At 68.4% G+C, this 18,857-nt stretch carries 15 protein-coding genes and 1 tRNA gene; 7 read left to right on the forward strand and 9 right to left on the reverse strand.

Annotation, left to right across the window (positions count from 1 at the left end; genetic code table 11):
• Nucleotides 1–65: 65 nt before the first annotated feature.
• The gene (locus AB0J33_RS26895) at nucleotides 66–983 is read right to left on the reverse strand and encodes an NAD(P)-binding domain-containing protein (RefSeq protein WP_363617169.1); all 918 of its coding nucleotides are present in this window, start codon (nucleotides 981–983) and stop codon (nucleotides 66–68) included.
• Nucleotides 984–1,067: 84 nt separating this feature from the next.
• Between AB0J33_RS26895 and AB0J33_RS26900 the strand changes: the two genes are divergently transcribed.
• Complete coding sequence (locus AB0J33_RS26900; RefSeq protein WP_363617171.1) at nucleotides 1,068–1,448, forward strand: helix-turn-helix domain-containing protein; 381 nt, start codon at nucleotides 1,068–1,070, stop codon at nucleotides 1,446–1,448.
• 173 nt (nucleotides 1,449–1,621) lie between these two features.
• On the opposite strand, the gene AB0J33_RS26905 is transcribed toward AB0J33_RS26900, so the two are convergent.
• The 6 genes from AB0J33_RS26905 to AB0J33_RS26930 all read right to left on the reverse strand — a co-directional run bounded on the left by AB0J33_RS26905 (nucleotide 1,622) and on the right by AB0J33_RS26930 (nucleotide 8,028).
• Entirely contained in the window at nucleotides 1,622–2,338 is a 717-nt protein-coding gene (locus tag AB0J33_RS26905) for a Stf0 family sulfotransferase (protein WP_363617173.1), read from the reverse strand.
• A gap of 395 nt (nucleotides 2,339–2,733) precedes the next feature.
• Nucleotides 2,734–2,796, reverse strand: a tRNA-OTHER gene (locus tag AB0J33_RS26910).
• Nucleotides 2,797–3,141: 345 nt separating this feature from the next.
• Nucleotides 3,142–6,270 carry an ice-binding family protein gene (locus AB0J33_RS26915; protein ID WP_363617175.1) on the reverse strand — a complete coding sequence of 1,043 codons (3,129 nt, stop codon included), beginning with the start codon at nucleotides 6,268–6,270 and terminating at the stop codon, nucleotides 3,142–3,144.
• A 354-nt stretch (nucleotides 6,271–6,624) separates the two neighbouring features.
• Nucleotides 6,625–7,080 (reverse strand): hypothetical protein, encoded by a 456-nt coding sequence (locus tag AB0J33_RS26920; RefSeq protein ID WP_363617177.1) that lies wholly within the window; start codon nucleotides 7,078–7,080, stop codon nucleotides 6,625–6,627.
• 171 nt (nucleotides 7,081–7,251) lie between these two features.
• Nucleotides 7,252–7,452: a hypothetical protein gene (locus AB0J33_RS26925; RefSeq protein ID WP_363617179.1), complete on the reverse strand. Its 201-nt coding sequence runs from the start codon at nucleotides 7,450–7,452 to the stop codon at nucleotides 7,252–7,254.
• 360 nt (nucleotides 7,453–7,812) lie between these two features.
• Nucleotides 7,813–8,028, reverse strand: a complete 216-nt coding sequence (locus AB0J33_RS26930) for a hypothetical protein (protein ID WP_363617181.1) — start codon at nucleotides 8,026–8,028, stop codon at nucleotides 7,813–7,815.
• Nucleotides 8,029–8,035: 7 nt separating this feature from the next.
• On the opposite strand from AB0J33_RS26930, the gene AB0J33_RS26935 reads away from it, so the two are divergent.
• The 3 genes from AB0J33_RS26935 to AB0J33_RS26945 all read left to right on the forward strand — a co-directional run bounded on the left by AB0J33_RS26935 (nucleotide 8,036) and on the right by AB0J33_RS26945 (nucleotide 12,857).
• Nucleotides 8,036–8,383: an alpha/beta fold hydrolase gene (locus AB0J33_RS26935; protein ID WP_363617184.1), complete on the forward strand. Its 348-nt coding sequence runs from the start codon at nucleotides 8,036–8,038 to the stop codon at nucleotides 8,381–8,383.
• Nucleotides 8,384–8,943: 560 nt separating this feature from the next.
• Nucleotides 8,944–11,379, forward strand: a complete 2,436-nt coding sequence (locus tag AB0J33_RS26940; RefSeq protein ID WP_363617186.1) for a non-reducing end alpha-L-arabinofuranosidase family hydrolase — start codon at nucleotides 8,944–8,946, stop codon at nucleotides 11,377–11,379.
• A 140-nt stretch (nucleotides 11,380–11,519) separates the two neighbouring features.
• The gene (locus AB0J33_RS26945) at nucleotides 11,520–12,857 is read left to right on the forward strand and encodes a ricin-type beta-trefoil lectin domain protein (RefSeq protein WP_363617188.1); all 1,338 of its coding nucleotides are present in this window, start codon (nucleotides 11,520–11,522) and stop codon (nucleotides 12,855–12,857) included.
• Between the two features lie 224 nt (nucleotides 12,858–13,081).
• Here the strand turns inward: AB0J33_RS26945 and AB0J33_RS26950 are convergent, their stop codons facing one another.
• Entirely contained in the window at nucleotides 13,082–13,402 is a 321-nt protein-coding gene (locus tag AB0J33_RS26950) for a hypothetical protein (protein WP_363617190.1), read from the reverse strand.
• A gap of 348 nt (nucleotides 13,403–13,750) precedes the next feature.
• Nucleotides 13,751–13,969 (reverse strand): transposase, encoded by a 219-nt coding sequence (locus AB0J33_RS26955; protein WP_363617192.1) that lies wholly within the window; start codon nucleotides 13,967–13,969, stop codon nucleotides 13,751–13,753.
• Nucleotides 13,970–14,156: 187 nt separating this feature from the next.
• Between AB0J33_RS26955 and AB0J33_RS26960 the strand changes: the two genes are divergently transcribed.
• The 3 genes from AB0J33_RS26960 to AB0J33_RS26970 all read left to right on the forward strand — a co-directional run bounded on the left by AB0J33_RS26960 (nucleotide 14,157) and on the right by AB0J33_RS26970 (nucleotide 18,663).
• A complete protein-coding gene (locus AB0J33_RS26960; RefSeq protein WP_363617194.1) occupies nucleotides 14,157–14,630 on the forward strand; it encodes a hypothetical protein in 474 nt (157 codons plus the stop codon).
• Nucleotides 14,627–17,908, forward strand: coding sequence for a tetratricopeptide repeat protein (locus AB0J33_RS26965; RefSeq protein ID WP_363617196.1), 3,282 nt, complete (start codon nucleotides 14,627–14,629; stop codon nucleotides 17,906–17,908). The genes AB0J33_RS26960 and AB0J33_RS26965 overlap by 4 nt, the downstream gene beginning before the upstream one ends.
• Nucleotides 17,909–18,126: 218 nt before the next feature.
• Nucleotides 18,127–18,663 (forward strand): hypothetical protein, encoded by a 537-nt coding sequence (locus AB0J33_RS26970; RefSeq protein WP_363617198.1) that lies wholly within the window; start codon nucleotides 18,127–18,129, stop codon nucleotides 18,661–18,663.
• Nucleotides 18,664–18,857: the final 194 nt, after the last annotated feature.

Consider the following 18,857-nt stretch of genomic DNA (forward strand, 5'->3'; position numbering starts at 1 on the left):
GGACGGCCACAGCGGCTACGCCCGCCGCGCCACGACGAACGACGGCAAGGCCCGGTCCGGCATAGTCAGCTGACGGGACGACGCTGCTTGTCCCGTGGCTCGCGGATGCTGTCGATGATGCGGGTCCAGTTGTCGCCGCCGTGCCCATTCTCGATCGCCTGCCGATAATGCGCTCGCACGGCCAGGGGAAGCGCGAGGTCGAGGCCCAGTGTCGTACTGGTCTCGACGATGTGGTCGGCGGTCGCGCCCATCATGGTGACCGTGCTGAGATCGCCGGGGTGTTCTCCGGCGTCTAGCGCGGCGCCGGGGGTTTCCTCGCCGGCACGGAGAATGGCGCCGATCGAATCGGCCGAGGCGAGCAGCTCCGGCAGTGCCTCCGTCGCCTTCATGCCCGTGGCGCCCAGCATCGCGGTGGCGTGCATCAACGCGGACAGGGTGCCGAGGAATACCGCGAGCTGGGCTTGATACATCATCTGGGCGAGACCCGGGTCCTCGCCCAGGTGTTTCGGCTCGCCGATCCGGGCCAGCGCCTCTCTGTTGCCGTCCAGCACCTCGACGGGGCCGCTGTAGTAGACGTACGCCGCGTCCGTGCCGACCATCGGCGCTGGGACCATGACGCCGCCGGTGAGGAAGGCCGCGTCGTGGCTCGCTGCCCAGGACGCCGCCGCGCGGCTGCGGTCGGGGGTGTCGGAGCTCAGGTTGACCAACGTCCGACCGGCGAGAGACGCGGTGGCGGGGCCGAGGATGTCGTACATCGCTTGGTAGTCGGTGAGGCTGAGGATGACGAGCCCGCTCGCCTCAACCGCCTCGGCGGGTGTCGCCGCGAGCGTCGCGCCGTCGGCGACGACGCCCGCAGCCCGGCCGGTGGTGCGGTTCCAGACCGTGACGGGGTGGCCGGCGGCGAGGAGGGTACGGGTGGTCGCCTGACCCATCGGGCCGAGCCCGATCACGGTGACGGCGCTGTTGTGCTGTTGGTTGATCACCTCTCCATGCTCGGCGACACGCCACTATTCTCGTAAGTACCCACTAAATTCTGCGGTACTTACCTTTCAGTAAGGGGATCAGCGATGGCCAAGGCACCCCGACGCGGGCCTTACATCTGCGGCATCGACGCGGCGCTCGACGTGGTGAGCGGCAAGTGGAAGGGCCTGATCCTCTGGGAACTCGAGGCCCACGGCGTACGCCGTTTCGCGCAGCTGCGTCGGGCTCTGCCCGGAGTGAGCGAGAAGATGCTGACTCAGCATCTGCGCGAGCTCGAGGAGGACGGCCTGGTGCACCGGAAGGTCCACGCCGAGGTGCCGCCGCGGGTGGAATATTCGTTGACCGAGCACGGGCGCACGCTCAACCAGGCGCTCGGGCCGCTCGGCGCCTGGGGGACCGAGCGGATCCGTCGCGAGGCCGCCGAGATGGTCGACGCGGCTCCCGAAGACCACGCGGCCCTGCGCTGATCAAGGGGTTCTATCCGCGGTGTCTCAGCAGTGCCGTGGCCACGGCGACCTACGCGCCGGCCACGACGTCGACGAGCAGCCGCCGGGTACGTGAATTCGGCGCACGCGTCTGCGGCATGTGCTCTGTTCATCTCGGCTGGTGAGCCGACACGAAACCCAGGTGGGTCGGGCCGTCAGCGAGACGTGAACCTCGTGGTCCAATCGGCGTTGACCTGGTCGGCCTGCCGATGATCTCGGACGATGAGCTGCCGGCCGGGTGGAACCGTTAGGCCGAGGTAGTCGAGCACCCCTTGCGCAGCGGACCGTGGATCCGCCGCCACTTCCTCGTACGTCACCTCGTGAGGCACGATGCCGTGGGCGTTGAACCACGTCACCCAGTCCGCCTCGGCACTCTCGATCGTGGCGACGAGCTGGCCGATGAGCACCTCGTCGTATCGAGGATCTTGGCCTCCCGGAGCGACGGCCTCATGGGGATGCCAGAAGTGGGTCTGCCATGCCTTCGCCCACGACACGGCCTGGGCAATGACATCGCGTCGCCGCAAGTGGACGAATCGAAGTCGACCGAACTGGGCAATCAACAGGCCCAGATCATCAGTGTCCGCTGGTCTCGGTGCGAAGGAAACAAGATCTGCGATCAGCTCCGGCATCGTCTCTGCCATGAGCCGCCCACCGAAGACATTGTTCGAAGTTCTACCGGCCGTCAACGCCGCCCGCACGAACCCGTCGTCGATCCGTCCGTCACGCGGTCGGGCGATGTGCCAGGCATCGGCGTACGCGGTCAGCGTCTTTCGATTGAAGTAGGAGGCTGGGTGGCCAGCGACCCCGGACGACTCCAGTAGACCGCACAGCAAGGTACTTCCCGTGCGTGGCGTCGCGCAGATCAGGTTCATCCCCGAACGGATGCGGCGATGCTACGAAGCGCTTTCCATTCGCATGGGTTCCACGCCGGCGGCCGGCACCCCTATGACCCCGCCGACGGCATCGTTGTCGGCCAGCGCGTGCGGGGTCAATTCCCCCAAATGCCGACCCAACTGCGCGGCAGCGAGAAGGTAGTTGCAGCGAGTGGTCTCCGGATAGTTCCCGGCGCGCAACGACCGGTCCCAGTCCCGAAGGGACCCAGCCCAGGTCCGAGACAGCCCGACGGAGAGCTTCTGAAAATCAAGAAGTGCCATGACAACCTGCCTGAGTCAAGCAGTCCAACAGCGGGGCGCTAAACCGGGCATCCATGCCGAGCAATGAAAAGAGGGCCCCCGAAAGTCGCTGACCTGCGGAAACCCTCTCGCTGTCGGGACGGTCGGATTCGAACCGACGACCCCTTGACCCCAGGACGCTTCGCCACACGTCCACGCATGCCACACACGCTATGCCCAGGATCAAGCTGTTCCGCCGACGGCTCAACGTCCACCATCACGCATCACGTGTGGTCCCCGCTGCTGCGGCGGATCTCTGAGGAGAGCCGGGGTTCTGGGCGGAGCCCCGAGGTCTTCTGGTCGTGTCGTATGCGGGTTCGGCGCTTGTGCGGGACAAGAAACTGGCCCGCACAAGCGCCGAATTCCACGCGGCCAGGACCCGGACTCACCCGGCATACCTAACCGACGCCTGCCTCACTTGCCGCTATCACGTGACCTCCAGCCAAGCGGGAGGGCAAATCTTCAGGAAGTAGCGACCGACCATTTCCAAACCGCGTTGCATGCTAGGCGATTCGGCGCCTGCGCCGGACCAGCCGGTGACTCATCACGATAAGCAATCCACCGAGGCCGAGCATGGTCAGTGCGACCGTGGCGTAGGTTGAGATCGGGCTTCCGGTGACAGGCAGATTGCCCTTACGGACCGTAATGCTTGCCGAGGCACGAGAGCCTGGGCCGCTCTCGATCGAGGTGGCGGCCGTCGTATTGACCTTTTTCCCGGCGGTCTTGCCGGTGACGTTCACCGACACTGTGCAACTCCCGTTGGCCGGCAGGGTCGCCCCCGCCAGGCTGATGCTGTTGCCGCCGGAATTCGCGGTAACCGTTGCGGAGGCGCAGTTGGTCTGCGCGGCGTTGGGAGCGGCGACGACCAGCCCCGCAGGAAGGTCGTCGACGAAACTGACTCCGGTCAGCGACATACGCGGGTTGGGGTTGCTGAGGGTAAAGCCCAGCGACGTCGTCCCGTTGACGAAGATGGTGGCATCCCGGAAGGCCTTGGCGATAGTCGGTGCCGCGACAGCGCCGACTGTGATGCTTGCCGAGGCAGTAGCACCCGGGCCGCTCTCGTTCGAATCCACCGGACCGCTCGTATTTGACTTCGTCCCGCTGGTCGTGCCGGTGACGCTCACCGAGAAGGTGCAACTCCCGCCGGCCGACAGTGTCGCACCGGCCAGGCTGATGCTGCTGCTACCGGCGGTCGCGGTGATCGTGCCACCACCGCACGAGCCACTCAAACCGTTGGGAGTGGCGACCACCAGCCCCGCAGGCAACGCATCGGTGAAACCGACCCCGGTCAACGTCGTGCTCGCGTTCGGGTTGCTGAGGGTGAATCCGAGCGACGTCGTCCCGCCAGCCGGGATGGTCCCATCTTCGAAAGCCTTCGAGATCGTCGGCGGCGCGACGACCGCCGCGCCGACCGTGACACTTGCCGAGGCAGAAGTGCCCGGACCGCTCTGGACCGAGGTGACGGTAGCGGTGGTATTGACCTTCGTTCCGGTGGTTGTGCCGGTGACGTTGACTGACACGGTGCAGCTTGCGTTGGCGGGCAGAGTGGCGCCGAACAGGCTGATGCTGCTGCTCCCGGCAGTTGCAGCGATCGTGCCGGAGGCGCAGTCGGTCTCTGCGGCGTTGGGTGTGGCCACCACCAGGCCCGCTGGAAGGTTGTCGACGAAGCTGACACCGGTCAGCGTCGTGTCCGTGTTGGGGTTGGTGAGGGTGAACTCCAGCGCCGTCGTTCCGTCAAGCGGGATGGTCGCGTCTCGGAACGCTTTCGCGATCGTCGGTGCTGCCGCAACCCTGACCGTGATGCTCGCCCCGGCGGGGGTACCCGGGCCGCTCTCGTTCGAGTCCACCGGGCTGCTCGTGTTGACCTTCGTACCGCTGGTCGTGCCGGTGACGTTCACCGAGAACGTGCAACTCCCACCAGCCGGCAGCGTCGCACCGGCCAGGCTGATGCTGCCACCACCGGCCGTCGCGGCGATCGTGCCACCACCGCACGAGCCAGTCAGACCATTCGGACTGGCCACCACCAGCCCCGCAGGCAACGCGTCAGTGAAACCGACCCCGGTCAACGGCGTGCTCGGGTTGGGGTTGCTGAGGGTGAAGCTCAGCGATGTCGTCCCGTCGGCGGCGATGGTCGTGGCCCCAAAGGCTTTGGAGATCGTCGGTGGTGTGGCGACGGCAACCGTGACGCTTGCCGATGCGACGGCACCCGGGCCGCTCTCGTTCGAGTCCACCGGGCTGCTCGTGTTGACCTTCGTACCGCTGGTCGTGCCGGTGACGTTCACCGAGAACGTGCAACTCCCACCAGCCGGCAGCGTCGCACCGGCCAGGCTGATGCTGCCACCACCGGCCGTCGCGGCGATCGTGCCACCACCGCACGAGCCAGTCAGACCATTCGGACTGGCCACCACCAGCCCCGCAGGCAACGCGTCAGTGAAACCGACCCCGGTCAACGGCGTATCCACGTTGGGGTTGGTGAGAGTGAAACCCAGCGAGGTCGTCCCGCCCGCCGGAATGGTCGCGTCATCGAAAGCCTTGGCGATCGTCGGTGGCGCGACGACCTCCGCGCCGACCGTGACGCTCGCCGAAGCGGCGGCACCCGGGCCGCTCTCGTTCGAGTCCACCGGGCTGCTCGTGTTGACCTTCGTACCGCTGGTCGTGCCGGTGACGTTCACCGAGAACGTGCAACTCCCACCAGCCGGCAGCGTCGCACCGGCCAGGCTGATGCTGCCACCACCGGCCGTCGCGGCGATCGTGCCACCACCGCACGAGCCAGTCAGACCATTCGGACTGGCCACCACCAGCCCGGCGGGTAGCGCATCGCTGAAGGTGACGCCGGTCAACGCCGTACCCACGTTGGGGTTGGTGAGAGTGAAACTCAGCGACGTCGTCCCGCCCGCCGGGATCGTCGCATCCCCGAAGGCCTTCGAGATGGTCGGTGGCGCGATGGATGCGGCACAGAACGGTCGCGTGATCGTGTTGTGGATCAGCGTGACGGCGCCGTTGCGGGCCAACACTCGTCCAGCGACGGTGGCTCCCTCACCCAGCGTCGCCGATTGCAGCGCCAGGATGCTTCCGACGAAGACGGTCCGGGTGTTCAGAGTCGCCGAGCTGCTGACCTGCCAGAACACGTTGCACGCCTGGGCGCCGTTGACCAGGCTGACCCGGCTGTCAACCGCGGTGATCAGATCGGATCCCGCCTGGAAGATGAACACCGAGTTGGGATCGTTCTGCCCGTCCAGCGTAACGGTGCCTGTCAGAGACATGGTGGCGGGTGACGTGTACACCCCTGCGACCAGGGTTTGGTCGCCGAGCTCGCTGACCGTGCTGGTCGTGGGCTCGGCCGCGGCGAAGTTGTACGCCGTGGTCAGATCGGCCTGGGCCTGCATCGCCTCGGTGTCACCGACGTGCGTGTCGCCGTTTACCACGGGAGCACCCGTAACCGACGTGCCCGGCCAGACACCCAGGTCCCCGTTGATGACAGAAGGACCGACGGGGGGCGGAACGTCGGTGACCGCTTGACCGGCCAACACCCCGTAGGTCTCGGCAACCCCCAACGGCACCGGGGCCTGGGCCCAGGCCGGTGTCCCAACGACGCCGACAAGGATCGTCGTAGCGGCGACGGCCCCGGCCATCAACATCGCAGTAGACCGACGGCGCACGCGACACGCGCGAACCAAACGGATCATCGACACGGATTCCCCCACCCAATCAAGAGCCCGCCCCCGGGCAAGATCAGAACGCGAAAGTTGTACTGACGCTCCCGGCGACGAGCGCCCCAAAAGCCCCGGCCCGGAGTGTAACTATGACAACACGGTTCAAAATGGCCAAATGCCATATAAGCGGGCGTCTAGGGGAACTCGACGTGTCGACGGGCGAGTTGTACCACCAGGCAACTTCTTGTGGATCGGGTGCACGGGTGACGGGGCCAGATCTTGATGGTGGCGATGGCGACGGTGGCCAGGTACATGAAGCGGCGTCGCCACCAGCTACGACAAACTGGCAGTCCGCTTCCAAGCCGTCCTGACCATCACGATCATCACCGATGGCTCTGACCGGCTTATGAAACACGCCTTACGAAGTACGGATACGGGCGGATGCCGTTCGACGCTGGCCTGGCTTTGACCTGCGTCGCCACCTGGCTCCCACGTCCGAAAGCCAACCGCCGCTTGGCCCTCGGCTTCCGCCCCGTCGGCGGCCTGCGCCCGGCGACCGAGGGTTATGAGATTCGGGATCTCGGCAACCGCATCTCGGGCGCGTTCGCTCAGTACGACGACCCAGGGTCCTTCGTACTCAGGGTCCTCAACAGCGCCGTCCGGCCAGATAGGTCGTTCCCCGATCAGGTCGGCATCCCATGGCACGTCGAGGGCGAACGAGACGACCATGCCGAGGACGACGGGCGGATCTTGCAGGACGACCGAGAGAACATACAACCCGGCCGCCACGGAAGGCGGATCTCCTCGTCAGGAGTCGTCAGACCTTCCAGCCCCCCGGGCGGGGACAAGGTGGAGCGCCCTACTGGACGAACGGCCCCGTCCGGGGAGGCTGGTAGCCCTCGTGGTGCCCGGCGAGGTGATCCGCTGCGGCATCCTGAGGGCCGGGGTCCAGCGGCATGCTCACGCACGTTCGCCCAGATTGCCGGAAAGTTTCCCGCCGGAAAGCGTGGCCGGGCGCCGTTCCTGGCCAGTCCACGCATCGACGACGGACAGTCCGAGCCCGTTTCGCCCGGAGCGGCGGCCGGTGTCTGACTCGGTGACGTGGCGCAGCAGGTAGCGGTTGTAGGTGACCTGCCCGGGGCGGGTGTTCGCGGCCGTCACGGCGTGCCGGAACCCTTCAGTCAGCACATACGTGGAGAGGGTTATCCGGGTATTGCTGTCGGTGCTCTTGCCCTCGACGAGTTGGGCGAGCCGGTTGGCGATCTCGTACTCCGCACGGATGGGCTTCCATTGGGCGAGGGCGTTGATGAGGTCGGGGCCCAGTTGCTCCAGTCGGTCGTGTTGCCTGACGGCAAGGCCGTGCTGGGCATGCAGTTCGGTAGCACGTTGCCATGCGGCTACAGCGGCCCGCGCGCCAGGTTCGGGGTTCCTGAGATGGTCATGACCGCACGGGACGTGGTGGGCGTGACCGGGTCGGACCCGGAAGCGATGAGGGTCCTGCGGGCTGCGGCCGACCTTGGCTTACCGGACTGGTGGAGAGGCCGGCAGCGCCGGCTCCACCACCGGCGCCGGTGGGGTCGTCGGGGCAGCGTGCTGCCGCAGGGCGACCGGCTGCTCGGCCGGAACAATCACCTCCCGCGGACCCGTCGTCCGGCCGCCGCCGAGGGGCGTCGCCAGGGTGTACGGATCCGCGCGGCCGAGCAGAGCCGCCGTCGTCCGGGAGCGGGCGTCGCGCACCTCGTGAGTGGAGACTGGCAGCCGACTCGGCGGGCGCTGGAGCCAGGACCTGTTCCGGCAGCAGTTCGCGCCCGACGTGTCCGAGCAGCAGGCCACGTTGATGGCGGTGACGCAGCGGCCCATTCTCGACGCGGCCCTCAGTGCGGGCCCCGAAAAGCCGGCATGGGCCGAGCTCCCGTCCTGGTTCCTGCTCGCCGGGGCGGACCGCAACATCCCGGTCCAGGCTCGGCGGTGGATGGCCGACCGGGCCGGCGCCCGGGAAACCGTCGAGGTGCGTAACGCCTTGCACGCCGTCGGCGTGTCCAATCCCGGCCCGGTGGCGGACCTGATCGTCGGGGCGGCGCGAGGCCGCTGATCTGAGGCACGACAGCGGCGTACGACGGAAGTGGCGGCACCGATGGTGCCGCCACTCTCGCTGTTTTGGTTCTGTCCCCGGGCGTGTGTCGTCGCGGTGCCGCATCACGGTGTCGGCGCCGGCAGCGACCCTCGGCCTCCCCGATCGAGGGCTCGGGCACCCCGCCTCCCTGATCCGTAACAGGCCCGAAACTACCGGTTGAAAACCCTGGAATTTCCTGCCAGGCTGTGGGAGCCATCGATAGGTGTGAACGTTAACACGATCGTTTCACCACTGGAGGTGCCGCACACGACCGTCAGGCCCACCCACCTGCCGGGTGATCACATCCAGCACCCCGCACCCGGAGTCCCCGGCGCCCGCAACCACGCACCTCGGCGACGGGCGACCTCGTCGCAACCCTCCACCGCTGGTCAGGCAGCCCTCGATCAACCCGTCTCCGGGCGGCGCCTGACCTCAGCCCGGCCCGGCCCGGCGGATTCAGCAGCACCGCCGTCACCACCCCAGCGGGCCCCACTCGAACGGCAAGCAAGAGCCGCCCACCCCACCACTGGAGGATCAACATGTTTTCCCGGCTCCGTCCCACCGGGCGTACCCGGCCACGAACACTCCTACTTTCCGGAATTTCCGCGATAGTTGCGGTACTCCTGCTGTCGCTACTGCCCAACCTCGCGCAGGCCGCCGAGACGACTCTCGGTGCCGCCGCGGCCCAGTCCGGCCGGTACTTCGGTGCCGCAGTCGCCGCGAACAAGCTCAGCGACGGCACCTACACGACGATCCTGAACCGCGAGTTCAACAGCGTCACCCCCGAGAACGAAATGAAGATCGACGCGACCGAGCCGCAGCAGAACAACTTCACCTTCGGCAACGCCGACCGGATCGTGAACCACGCCATCTCCCGGGGGTGGAAGGTCCGCGGCCACACCCTGGCGTGGCATTCGCAGCAGCCGGGCTGGATGCAGAGCATGGAGGGCACCACGCTGCGCAACGCCATGCTGAACCACATCACCCGAGTGGCCACCTACTATCGGGGCAAGATCCACTCATGGGACGTGGTGAACGAGGCGTTCGAGGACGGCAACAGCGGCGCCCGGCGCAACTCGAACCTGCAGCGCACCGGCAACGACTGGATCGAGGCGGCGTTCCGCGCCGCCGACGCGGCGGACCCGAACGCGAAGCTCTGCTACAACGACTACAACACCGACAACTGGACCTGGGCCAAGACCCAGGCGGTCTACAACATGGTGCGCGACTTCAAGTCCCGTGGCGTGCCGATCGACTGCGTCGGATTCCAGTCGCACTTCAACGCCAACTCGCCGTACAACAGCAACTACCGCACCACGCTGTCCAGCTTCGCCGCCCTCGGGGTGGACGTGCAGATCACCGAGCTGGACATCGAGGGATCCGGTACGACGCAGGCCAACACCTACCGCAGCGTGGTCAACGACTGCCTCGCCGTGGCTCGCTGCAACGGGATCACCGTGTGGGGCGTGCGGGACTGTGACTCGTGGCGCTCCGGCGGCACTCCGCTGCTCTTCGAGTGCAACGGCAACAAGAAGGCCGCCTACACGGCCACCCTGGAGGCGTTGAACAGCGCCACCCCCACCGACCCGCCCACCGACCCGCCCACCGACCCGCCGACCAACCCGCCCGGCTCCGCCAGCGAGATCGTCGGCACGCAGTCGGGCCGGTGCGTCGACGTACCCAACGCCTCGACCACCAACGGCACCCGGGTCCAGCTCTACGACTGCAACAGGCAGACCAACCAGGCATGGACCTACACCTCAGGCAAACAACTCCAGTTGTACGGCAACATGTGCCTCGACGCCGCCGGCACCGGCAACGGCGCAGCCGTACAGATCTACAGCTGCCACAGCCAGACCAACCAACAGTGGAACGTCAACTCCAACGGCACCATCAGCGGCGTACAGTCTGGCCGCTGCCTGGACGTCTGGAGCACCGCCAACGGCGCCCAAATCCAGCTCTACGACTGCCACGGACAAACCAACCAGCAGTTCCGGCTCAACTCCCTCGGCGGCACCAACCCGACGCCGACCCCCACGCCGACAACGCCGCCGCCGACCGGCGGCACCTGTGACCTCCCCTCGTCGTACCGCTGGTCGTCGACCGGCGCGCTGGCGCAGCCGAGGTCGGGGTGGGTGTCGTTGAAGGACTTCACGGTCGCGCCGTACAACGGTCAGCAGCTCGTCTACGCCACCACCCACGACACCGGCACCACGTGGGGCTCGATGAACTTCGGTCTCTTTACGAACTATTCGCAGATGGGCTCGGCGAGCCAGAACGCGATGAACTCGGCGACCGTGGCACCGTCGCTGTTCTACTTCGCGCCGCGCAACATCTGGGTGCTGGCGTACCAGTGGGGTGGGCCGGCGTTCTCGTACCGGACGTCGAGTGATCCGACGAACCCGAATGGGTGGTCGTCGCCGCAGACGCTGTTCAGCGGCAGCATCTCCAACTCCAACACCGGCCCGATCGACCAGGCCGTCATCGGTGACGACCAGAACATGTACCTGTTCTTCGCTGGCGACAACGGTCGGATCTACCGGGCGAGCATGCCGATCGGGAACTTCCCGGGCAGCTTCGGCTCGAACTACACGACGATCATGACCGACACGACGAACAACTTGTTCGAGGCTGTCCAGGTCTACAAGCTCCAAGGTCTGAACAAGTACCTGATGATCGTCGAGGCGATCGGCGCGAACGGCCGCTACTTCCGGTCGTTCACGGCCACCAGCCTGGGTGGTACGTGGACGCCGCAGGCCACGTCCGAGAGCAACCCGTTCGCCGGCAAGGCCAACAGCGGCGCCACCTGGACCAACGACATCAGCCACGGTGAGCTGCTGCGGACCAACGCCGATCAGACCATGACCGTCGACGCCTGCAACCTGCAACTGCTCTACCAGGGGCGTTCCCCCAGCTCCGGCGGCGACTACGGTCTCCTGCCCTACCGGCCGGGTCTGCTGACGCTGCAACGCTGACGACCTGACAACGCCGGGGCGGACGGACTCGGCACAACACCGAGCCCGCCCGCCCCGCACTCATCCACCACCAGGAGGTACCGACAGTGCGAGAGCACCCACACCATCCCCCACCCACGGGCGTCCCGCATGCCGACCGAGTGTCCTCCCGTTCTCGGGGGCGGCTGTTCACGCTCGCCGCGGCCGGGATCGCGGCGGCGGTCGGCCTGCTCACCATCACCATGGCGACCGGCTCGGCCTCGGCGGCCGACAACCCGTACCAGCGCGGCCCGGACCCCACCCGGACCAGCGTCACCGCCGTGAACGGTCCATTCGCCAACACGTCGGTCAGCGTCCCGACCGGGTACGGCTTCAACGGCGGCAGGATCTACTACCCGACCGACACCAGCCAGGGCACCTTCGGGGCCATCGCGATCTCGCCGGGTTACACCGCGTTGTTCTCCGCCGAACTGGCCTGGATGGGGCCGTGGCTCGCGTCCCACGGCTTCGTCGTGATCGGCATCGAGACCAACAGCCGCAACGACTTCGACACGGCCCGAGGCACCCAACTGCTCGCCGCGTTGGACTACCTGACGCAGCAGAGCCCGGTACGCGACCGGGTCGACCCCAACCGGTTGGCGGTCGCCGGTCACTCCATGGGCGGCGGTGGCGCGTTGAGCGCAGCCATCCGGCGCTCGTCGTTGAAGGCGGTGGTCGGAATCGCGCCGTACTCGCCGTCGTCGAACCTGGCCAACGATCAGGTGCCCACGATGATCTTCGCCGGCCAGGCGGACACGGTGGTCACCCCGTCCTACGCCACCGGCCTGTACAACAGCCTCCCGACCACGACGGAGAGCACCTACCTGGAGGTCGCCGGCGCGGATCACGGGTTCATGGTCGGACGTTCGAACCCGGTGATGGTCCGGACGATGCTGCCGTTCGTCAAGATGTTCATCGACAACGACGCCCGGTACAGCCAGTTCCTCTGCCCGCTGCTGGACAACAGCGGCGTCGTCACCTACCGCAGCACGTGTCCGTTGCTGCCGACGACACCGACCACGCCGCCCACCGGCACGCCGACGCCGACCCCCACCCCGACCACGCCGCCACCCGGCTCCGCCAGCCAGATCGTCGGCACGCAGTCGGGCCGGTGCGTCGACGTACCCAACGCCTCGACCACCAACGGCACCCGGGTCCAGCTCTACGACTGCAACAGGCAGACCAACCAGGCATGGACCTACACCTCAGGCAAACAACTCCAGTTGTACGGCAACATGTGCCTCGACGCCGCCGGCACCGGCAACGGCGCAGCCGTACAGATCTACAGCTGCCACAGCCAGACCAACCAACAGTGGAACGTCAACTCCAACGGCACCATCAGCGGCGTACAGTCTGGCCGCTGCCTGGACGTCTGGAGCACCGCCAACGGCGCCCAAATCCAGCTCTACGACTGCCACGGACAAACCAACCAGCAGTTCCGGCTCGCGTCCCTCACCTGACAATCACGAACAGACCGTCCACCGGCGTGCCGGTGGACGGTGCCGGGCGGGCTCGGTGACACGCTGAGCCCGCCCGCACCGTGCAGGCGTAAGGTCCGCGCACCGGCTGGGCACTGACCGACGTCACGCCGGGCACCAACTCGGTGCCGACCTTCTGGTTCACGCTGCGCCGCGACGCCTAGCAATCGTCAGTCGCGAGTTTCCCCAAGCTCCACAGGCGCCGACTAGCCCGGTCTGCGGGCCATAACGAGGGGACGGAGTTTGGCAGTGATTTCCTCATTGAGCACGAGCTGGTAGTAGGTCCTGCCCGTCAGCGCGTAGGCGACTGCCGGACAGGAGTTCACTCTGCCCGGCAACGTGAAGCTGCTGACCTGCTTACCGGTCTCGGCCTCGAACACCCGGTAGATGAAGCGCGCCGACCGCAGCTCGGCGGTCGTCTTCTCGCCGGTGCCGGTGTCGTAGGTACATGTTTCGACCTTCTTGCTCGAATAGTCGTCGTCGAAGTATTCGCATACGACCAGCTGCGTGTACTGCTCGGGGTACATGGCCGGATGCAGCTGCGACTGCTGATACGGGTGGATCTGGCGAACGGAGAGCTTTTTCCGGGCCAGTTCCCGGGACCCGTCGGCGGTGCTGGATAGCCATGCCGACGGCGTCGAGGATCAACTCGGTGCGTAGGTGGTCGGCCATGCCCAGCCGACGACCCGGCGGGGAGTAGGCGTCGACCACGACGGCGAGGTAGAGGAACCCTTCCCAGGTGCGCAGATAGGAGATCGGCGACCCACAACCGGTTCGGTGCGGTCGCGGTGAACTGCCGCTGGACCAAGTCCGGCGCGGTCGTGGTCGACGCCGCGGCTTTTCAGGATCTCTTTCTCCAGCTCCAGCTGGGTGACCTACCGCCGCAGCCGCATCAGCTCGGCCCGCTCGTCCACGGCCAGGTCGTTGGACCGGCCGCCGTCGCGATCCTGCCGCATCCGGTCGACCCAGTTGTGCAGCGTCTCGTGGTTGACACCCAGCTCCCGGCCCACGTCACGGATCGTGCGACCGGAGTCGAGCACCAACGCCGCGGCCTGGCGCCGGAACTCCTCGGGGTACTTGCTCTGTCCAGCCACATCGCTTCCTCCTCCTCGGCAGGATGCCAAGTCAGGAGGTGTCCGGCCTCAGGGTCACTTCACCCGCGCGCGCCGGAACGGCGCGCCGACCGATTCCCGACTCATCCCGGAGCCCGAGCCCGGACCCCGCGTCGCGCCGGCTTGCTAGCGTGGAAATGCCTCGATTCCTTCGGATGAGGAGGAGAACGTGGATCTTGGTTGGCTGGCGGGGTTGGGCGCGTCCGCGGCGGCGGTCCTGGTGCAGGCGGCCGCGACGGACGTGTGGCAGGGGGCACGCTCCGGGTTCGCCCGGCTCCTCGGCCGCGGTGACCCGCGACGGGAGACCGCCGCGGTCCGGCGGCTGGACGCCCTGGCCGCGGAGGTGGAACAAGCCCCGCCCGCCCAGCGTGACCAGGTACGCGCACGGCTGTTGCCAGCCTGGCAGACGCGGCTGTCAGACCTGATCGAGGAAGACCCCGTCACCGCCGACGGCGTGCGTGACCTGCGTGACGAGTTGGTGACCCGGCTACCCACCGCGCAGCAGCAGTGGATCCAGCACATCACCGCGACCGCCTCCGGCGCGACCGCTCAGGGAGTGATGTTCGGCAGCATCGTCAACCACCCCACCCCGCCGGAAGCTGATCAGAGCGGCCCGGTGCCCGACCCGGGTCAGCCCCGATGACCGTCGACCCCCTCCTCGTCCAGCAGCAGGTTTCCGCCGTCGCCGGCACCGCGTACGGGGTGATCGGCGCCGACCTGCACGTCTTCGGTGACGGGACGCCGCTGTATCTGTTGGAGGAGCACCGCCGGCCCGACCCGCCGGACTGGAGCTGGCTGCGCGAGATGCCCTCCCGGATGCTCAACGCGCACGCCCGCGTGGTCCCGTTCACCGGCCGCGAATCCGAACGGGACGAGCTGCGCACCTGGCGGGAGACCGGGCCGCGACTGGCGGTGCGCTGGCTGCACGCCCCGGGCGGTCGGGGCAAGACCCGGCTGGCCGGCCACCTCGCCGCCCAGGCCGCCGACGAGGGCTGGAAGGTCGTCACGGCGGTGCCCGACGTGGGCACGCCCAGTGCCCTGCTGGGCAGCCAGGACCTGCGGCCGGACCGCCACCGGGGAGTGCTGCTGATCGTCGACTACGCCGACCGGTACCCGCTGTCCAGCCTGCTCTGGCTGCTGCGCAACGCCCTGCTCCACCGGGCCGACAAACCGGCACGGGTGTTGATGGTGGCACGCAGCGCGTCCACGTGGCCGGCACTGCGCGCCAACCTGGACGATCCCCGCGTCCAGGCCGGCACTTCCGAACAGTACCTGGCCCCGCTGCCCGACGACGAGGACGCTCGGTGGGCCATGTTCACCGCCGCCCACGACAGCTTCGCCGCCGTCTACGGTCTCTCCGGTCCGGACGCCGTCCCCCGACTCCCCAACCTGGGTCATCCGGAGTTCGGGCTCACCCTCACCGTGCACGTCGCCGCGCTGGTCGCCGTCGACACCCGCGCGACCGGCGCCCAGCCGCCCACCCAGGTCACGTTGCTGACCCGCTACCTGCTCGACCGCGAACGTCAACACTGGACCCGGCTGTACGAGGGCCGCGCCCGCGGGCTGAACCACGGCACGCCCGACGATGTCATGGCCCGTACCGTCTTCACCGCCGCCCTCGCCGGCCCGCTCCCGCACCCCGAGGCCGCCGTGCTCCTGCGCCGCGTCGAGCGGGAACTGCCCGCCGAACGGATCATCAGCGACCACAGCCACTGCTACCCGGCCGCCGACCCCCATCGGGCCACCGTGCTCGAACCGCTGTACCCGGACCGGCTGGCCGAGGACTTCATCGCTCACACCCTGCCCGGCTCCGATCACCCGGCCGACCCGTGGGCCCCCACCCGGCTGCACGACCTGCTGCACGAGCAACCGTCACCAGCCTCGGACCGCCCCCGGCCGCCGGCGACGGCCGCGACGTACACCGCGCGGGCGGTCACCTTCCTAACCGCCGCCGCGGCCCGCTGGCCCCACCTCGGGCCCGCCCACCTGTTCCCACTCCTGCGCGACCGGCCACAGCTCGCGATCATCGCCGGCAGCGCCACCCTCAGCACCCTGGCCGGCATGACCGACGTCGACGTCACCGCGCTGGAAGCGGTCGAGGCGCTGCTGCCCGGCGACCGACACGTCGACCTCGACGTCGGCGCCGCAGCGGTCGTCGACGTCCTCATCACGCGCCGGCTCACCAAGTCCGACGATCCGGCGGAACAGGCCCGCCTGCACGCCACCCGCTCCTGGCGACTGGCCAACGCCGGCCGCTACGCCGACGCCCTGGCACCCATCTCCGAAGCCGTGGCGATCCGCCGGCGACTGGCCGACGCCGACCCCGCCACCCACCTGCCCGCCCTGGCGAGATCGCTGCACAACCTCGGGCAGGTGCTGTCCGAACTGGGCCGGCCGGAAGAGGCCCTCGCCCACAGCCAGGAAGCCGGGGACACATATCGCCGGCTGGCCCGGTCCGATCCCACCACCTACCTGTCGCACCTGTCGAGAACCCTGCACAACCTCGGCACGGTGCAGGGCAGCCTGGGCCGGTGGGACGAGGCCCTGGACCACGCCCAGGAGGCGGTGACCATCGGCCGGCTGTTGACCGACATCGACCCGACCGGCTACCTACCCGACCTCCCCGGGCTGTTGAACAACGCCATCAAGCCCCTGGCGGAGCTGGGCCGCCACGCGGCGACACTCGCGCTCGCCGAGGAGGCCGTGACCATCGGCCGCCGTCTGACCGACACCGACCGTGCCGCCCACGGGCCCGAACTCGCCCGATCGTTGCAGAACCTCGGGAACAGCCTGGTCCACCTGCACCGGCCCGAGGATGCCCTCGCCCACAGCCAGGAAGCCGCGGACACGTTCCGACAACTGGCCGACGCCAACCCGACCGCGTACCTGCCTGAACTCGCCAGGTCGTTGACCGCGCTCGGCAACACCCTGGTCGAACTGGGCCGGCCGACGGCGGCCCTCGCCCCCAGCCAGGAAGCCGCGGAGGTGTTCCGACAACTGGCCGACGCCAAACCGACCGCGTACCTGCCCGAACTCGCCAGGTCGCTGAACGCCCTCGGTCAGGTCCACGCCGCGCTGGGTCGGTGGACGGAGGCCCTCGCACTCTGCGGGGAAGCCGCGGCCATCGGCCGACGGCTGGTCGAGGCCGGGGCCGCCGCCTACCTGGGGCACTTCGCGAGGCAGGTGGGCAACCTCGGTCTGGCGCAGACGGAGCTGGGCCGGCACGAACAGGCCCTCGTCCACCTTCAGGAAGCCGTGGACGCGCACCGACGGCTCGCCGCGGCCAACCCCACCGCGCACCGGGGAGACCTCGGCAAGGCGCTGCACAACCTCGGCCTGGTGTGGGACAGGCTGGGCCAGCCGGAGCGGGCCCTGGCCTGCGCCGAGGAAGCCGTGTCCATCGCCCGGCAACTGGCCCGCGCCGAGCCCGCCAGCCACCTGCCCGACCTAGCTCAGTCGCTGAACAACCTCGCCGGCTTCCTGGCCCTGGCGGGGCGCGGCGAGGAGGCCATCGGGTTCGCCGAGGAAGCCGTGGCCGTCACCCGACAGCTGACCGGCGCACCTCCCACCGCGTACCTACCCGAACTGGCGCAGTCACTGAACAACCTGGGTGTCTACCTGTCGATGGTGGACCGGCACGAAGACGCTCTCGCCGCCTGCCGGGAAGCCGCGGACCTGTACCGGCACCTGGCCGAAGCCGACCCGGCCGTCTACCTGCCCGCCACCGCGCAGGCGCTGTGCAACCTCAGTCTCCGGCTGACCGAGCTGGGACGGCGCACGGAGGCCCTGGCTCCGGCCGAGGAGTCGGTCGGCATCTACCGGGAGTTGGCCCGCACGAATCCGGCGATCCAGCGGGATCGCCGGTTCTCGATGGCGCTGATGGCGTACGCCCGGGCGAGGAGCGGAGCCCGGCCCGGATAAGCTCCCCGCACACCACCGTCCGCCGCGCAGACCTCCGTCATTCGCCGGCAACCGCGGCGGACGACCCCTCGGTCAGCTCGACGCCGGTGAGCGCGCCGCAACGCCGGTGAGCGCGCCGCAACGGTCGAGCAGCTCGTCCGCCAACCGCTCGATGCGCGAGCGCGTCGGGCATCCACTCTGCCGACCAGGTCGAGGGCTGGCGGGCCGTCGCCGACGCCGTGCACGCAGGCGGCGGAAAGATCGTCATGCAGCTGATGCACGTGGGTCGGATCGGCTACCCCGACAACAAGGGCGGCCTGGAGTCGGTGGCGCCCAGTGCCATCGCCGCCCTGGGCGAGGTCTTCACCCGCGACGGGATGAAGGCGTACCCGGTGCCGCGGGAGTTGCGCGGCGACGAGCTGCCGGGGATCGTCGAGGAGTTCGTCCGGGCGGCGCGCAACGCCGTCGATGCCGGCCTGGACGGGGTGGAGCTGCACGCCGCCAACGGCTACCTGCTGCACCAGTTTCTGGCGCCGTCGAGCAACCTGAGGAGGCCGCGAGATTGCTGGTTGCTTTCCGGCGTCGTTCTGCCTTCGACGGCGTCGCCGGCAGCCGGTGACGTTCGATGCCGCTGCGCGGTGGGATGTGGTGGTTGGTCGGGGTGGCGTCAGAGCCTGGCCCGGTCTCGGCGCGGTATTTGGCGGGGAGGGTGCCGACCACATCGACCGCGTTGGCGCATGCCTCGGTTAGGTAGGTGTCGTAGGCGCGGTCGGTGAGTGCCTGGTCCTGGACGAGTTCGCCGTCGTCTGGACGGTAGATGCATGACGGCTCGCCACGGAATGACAGCCAGTTGAAGTTGGTGATGATGTAGTAGCCGTCGCTGATGAGCACTTTCTGCGGGGTGGTGGCGACCTGTACGACGGCGAGGCGGTTGGCGCGGCCCGCGGCTATGTACAAGGCGTCGAAAGCT

Source organism: Micromonospora sp. NPDC049645 (assembly GCF_040675155.1).
GTDB lineage: Bacteria > Actinomycetota > Actinomycetes > Mycobacteriales > Micromonosporaceae > Micromonospora.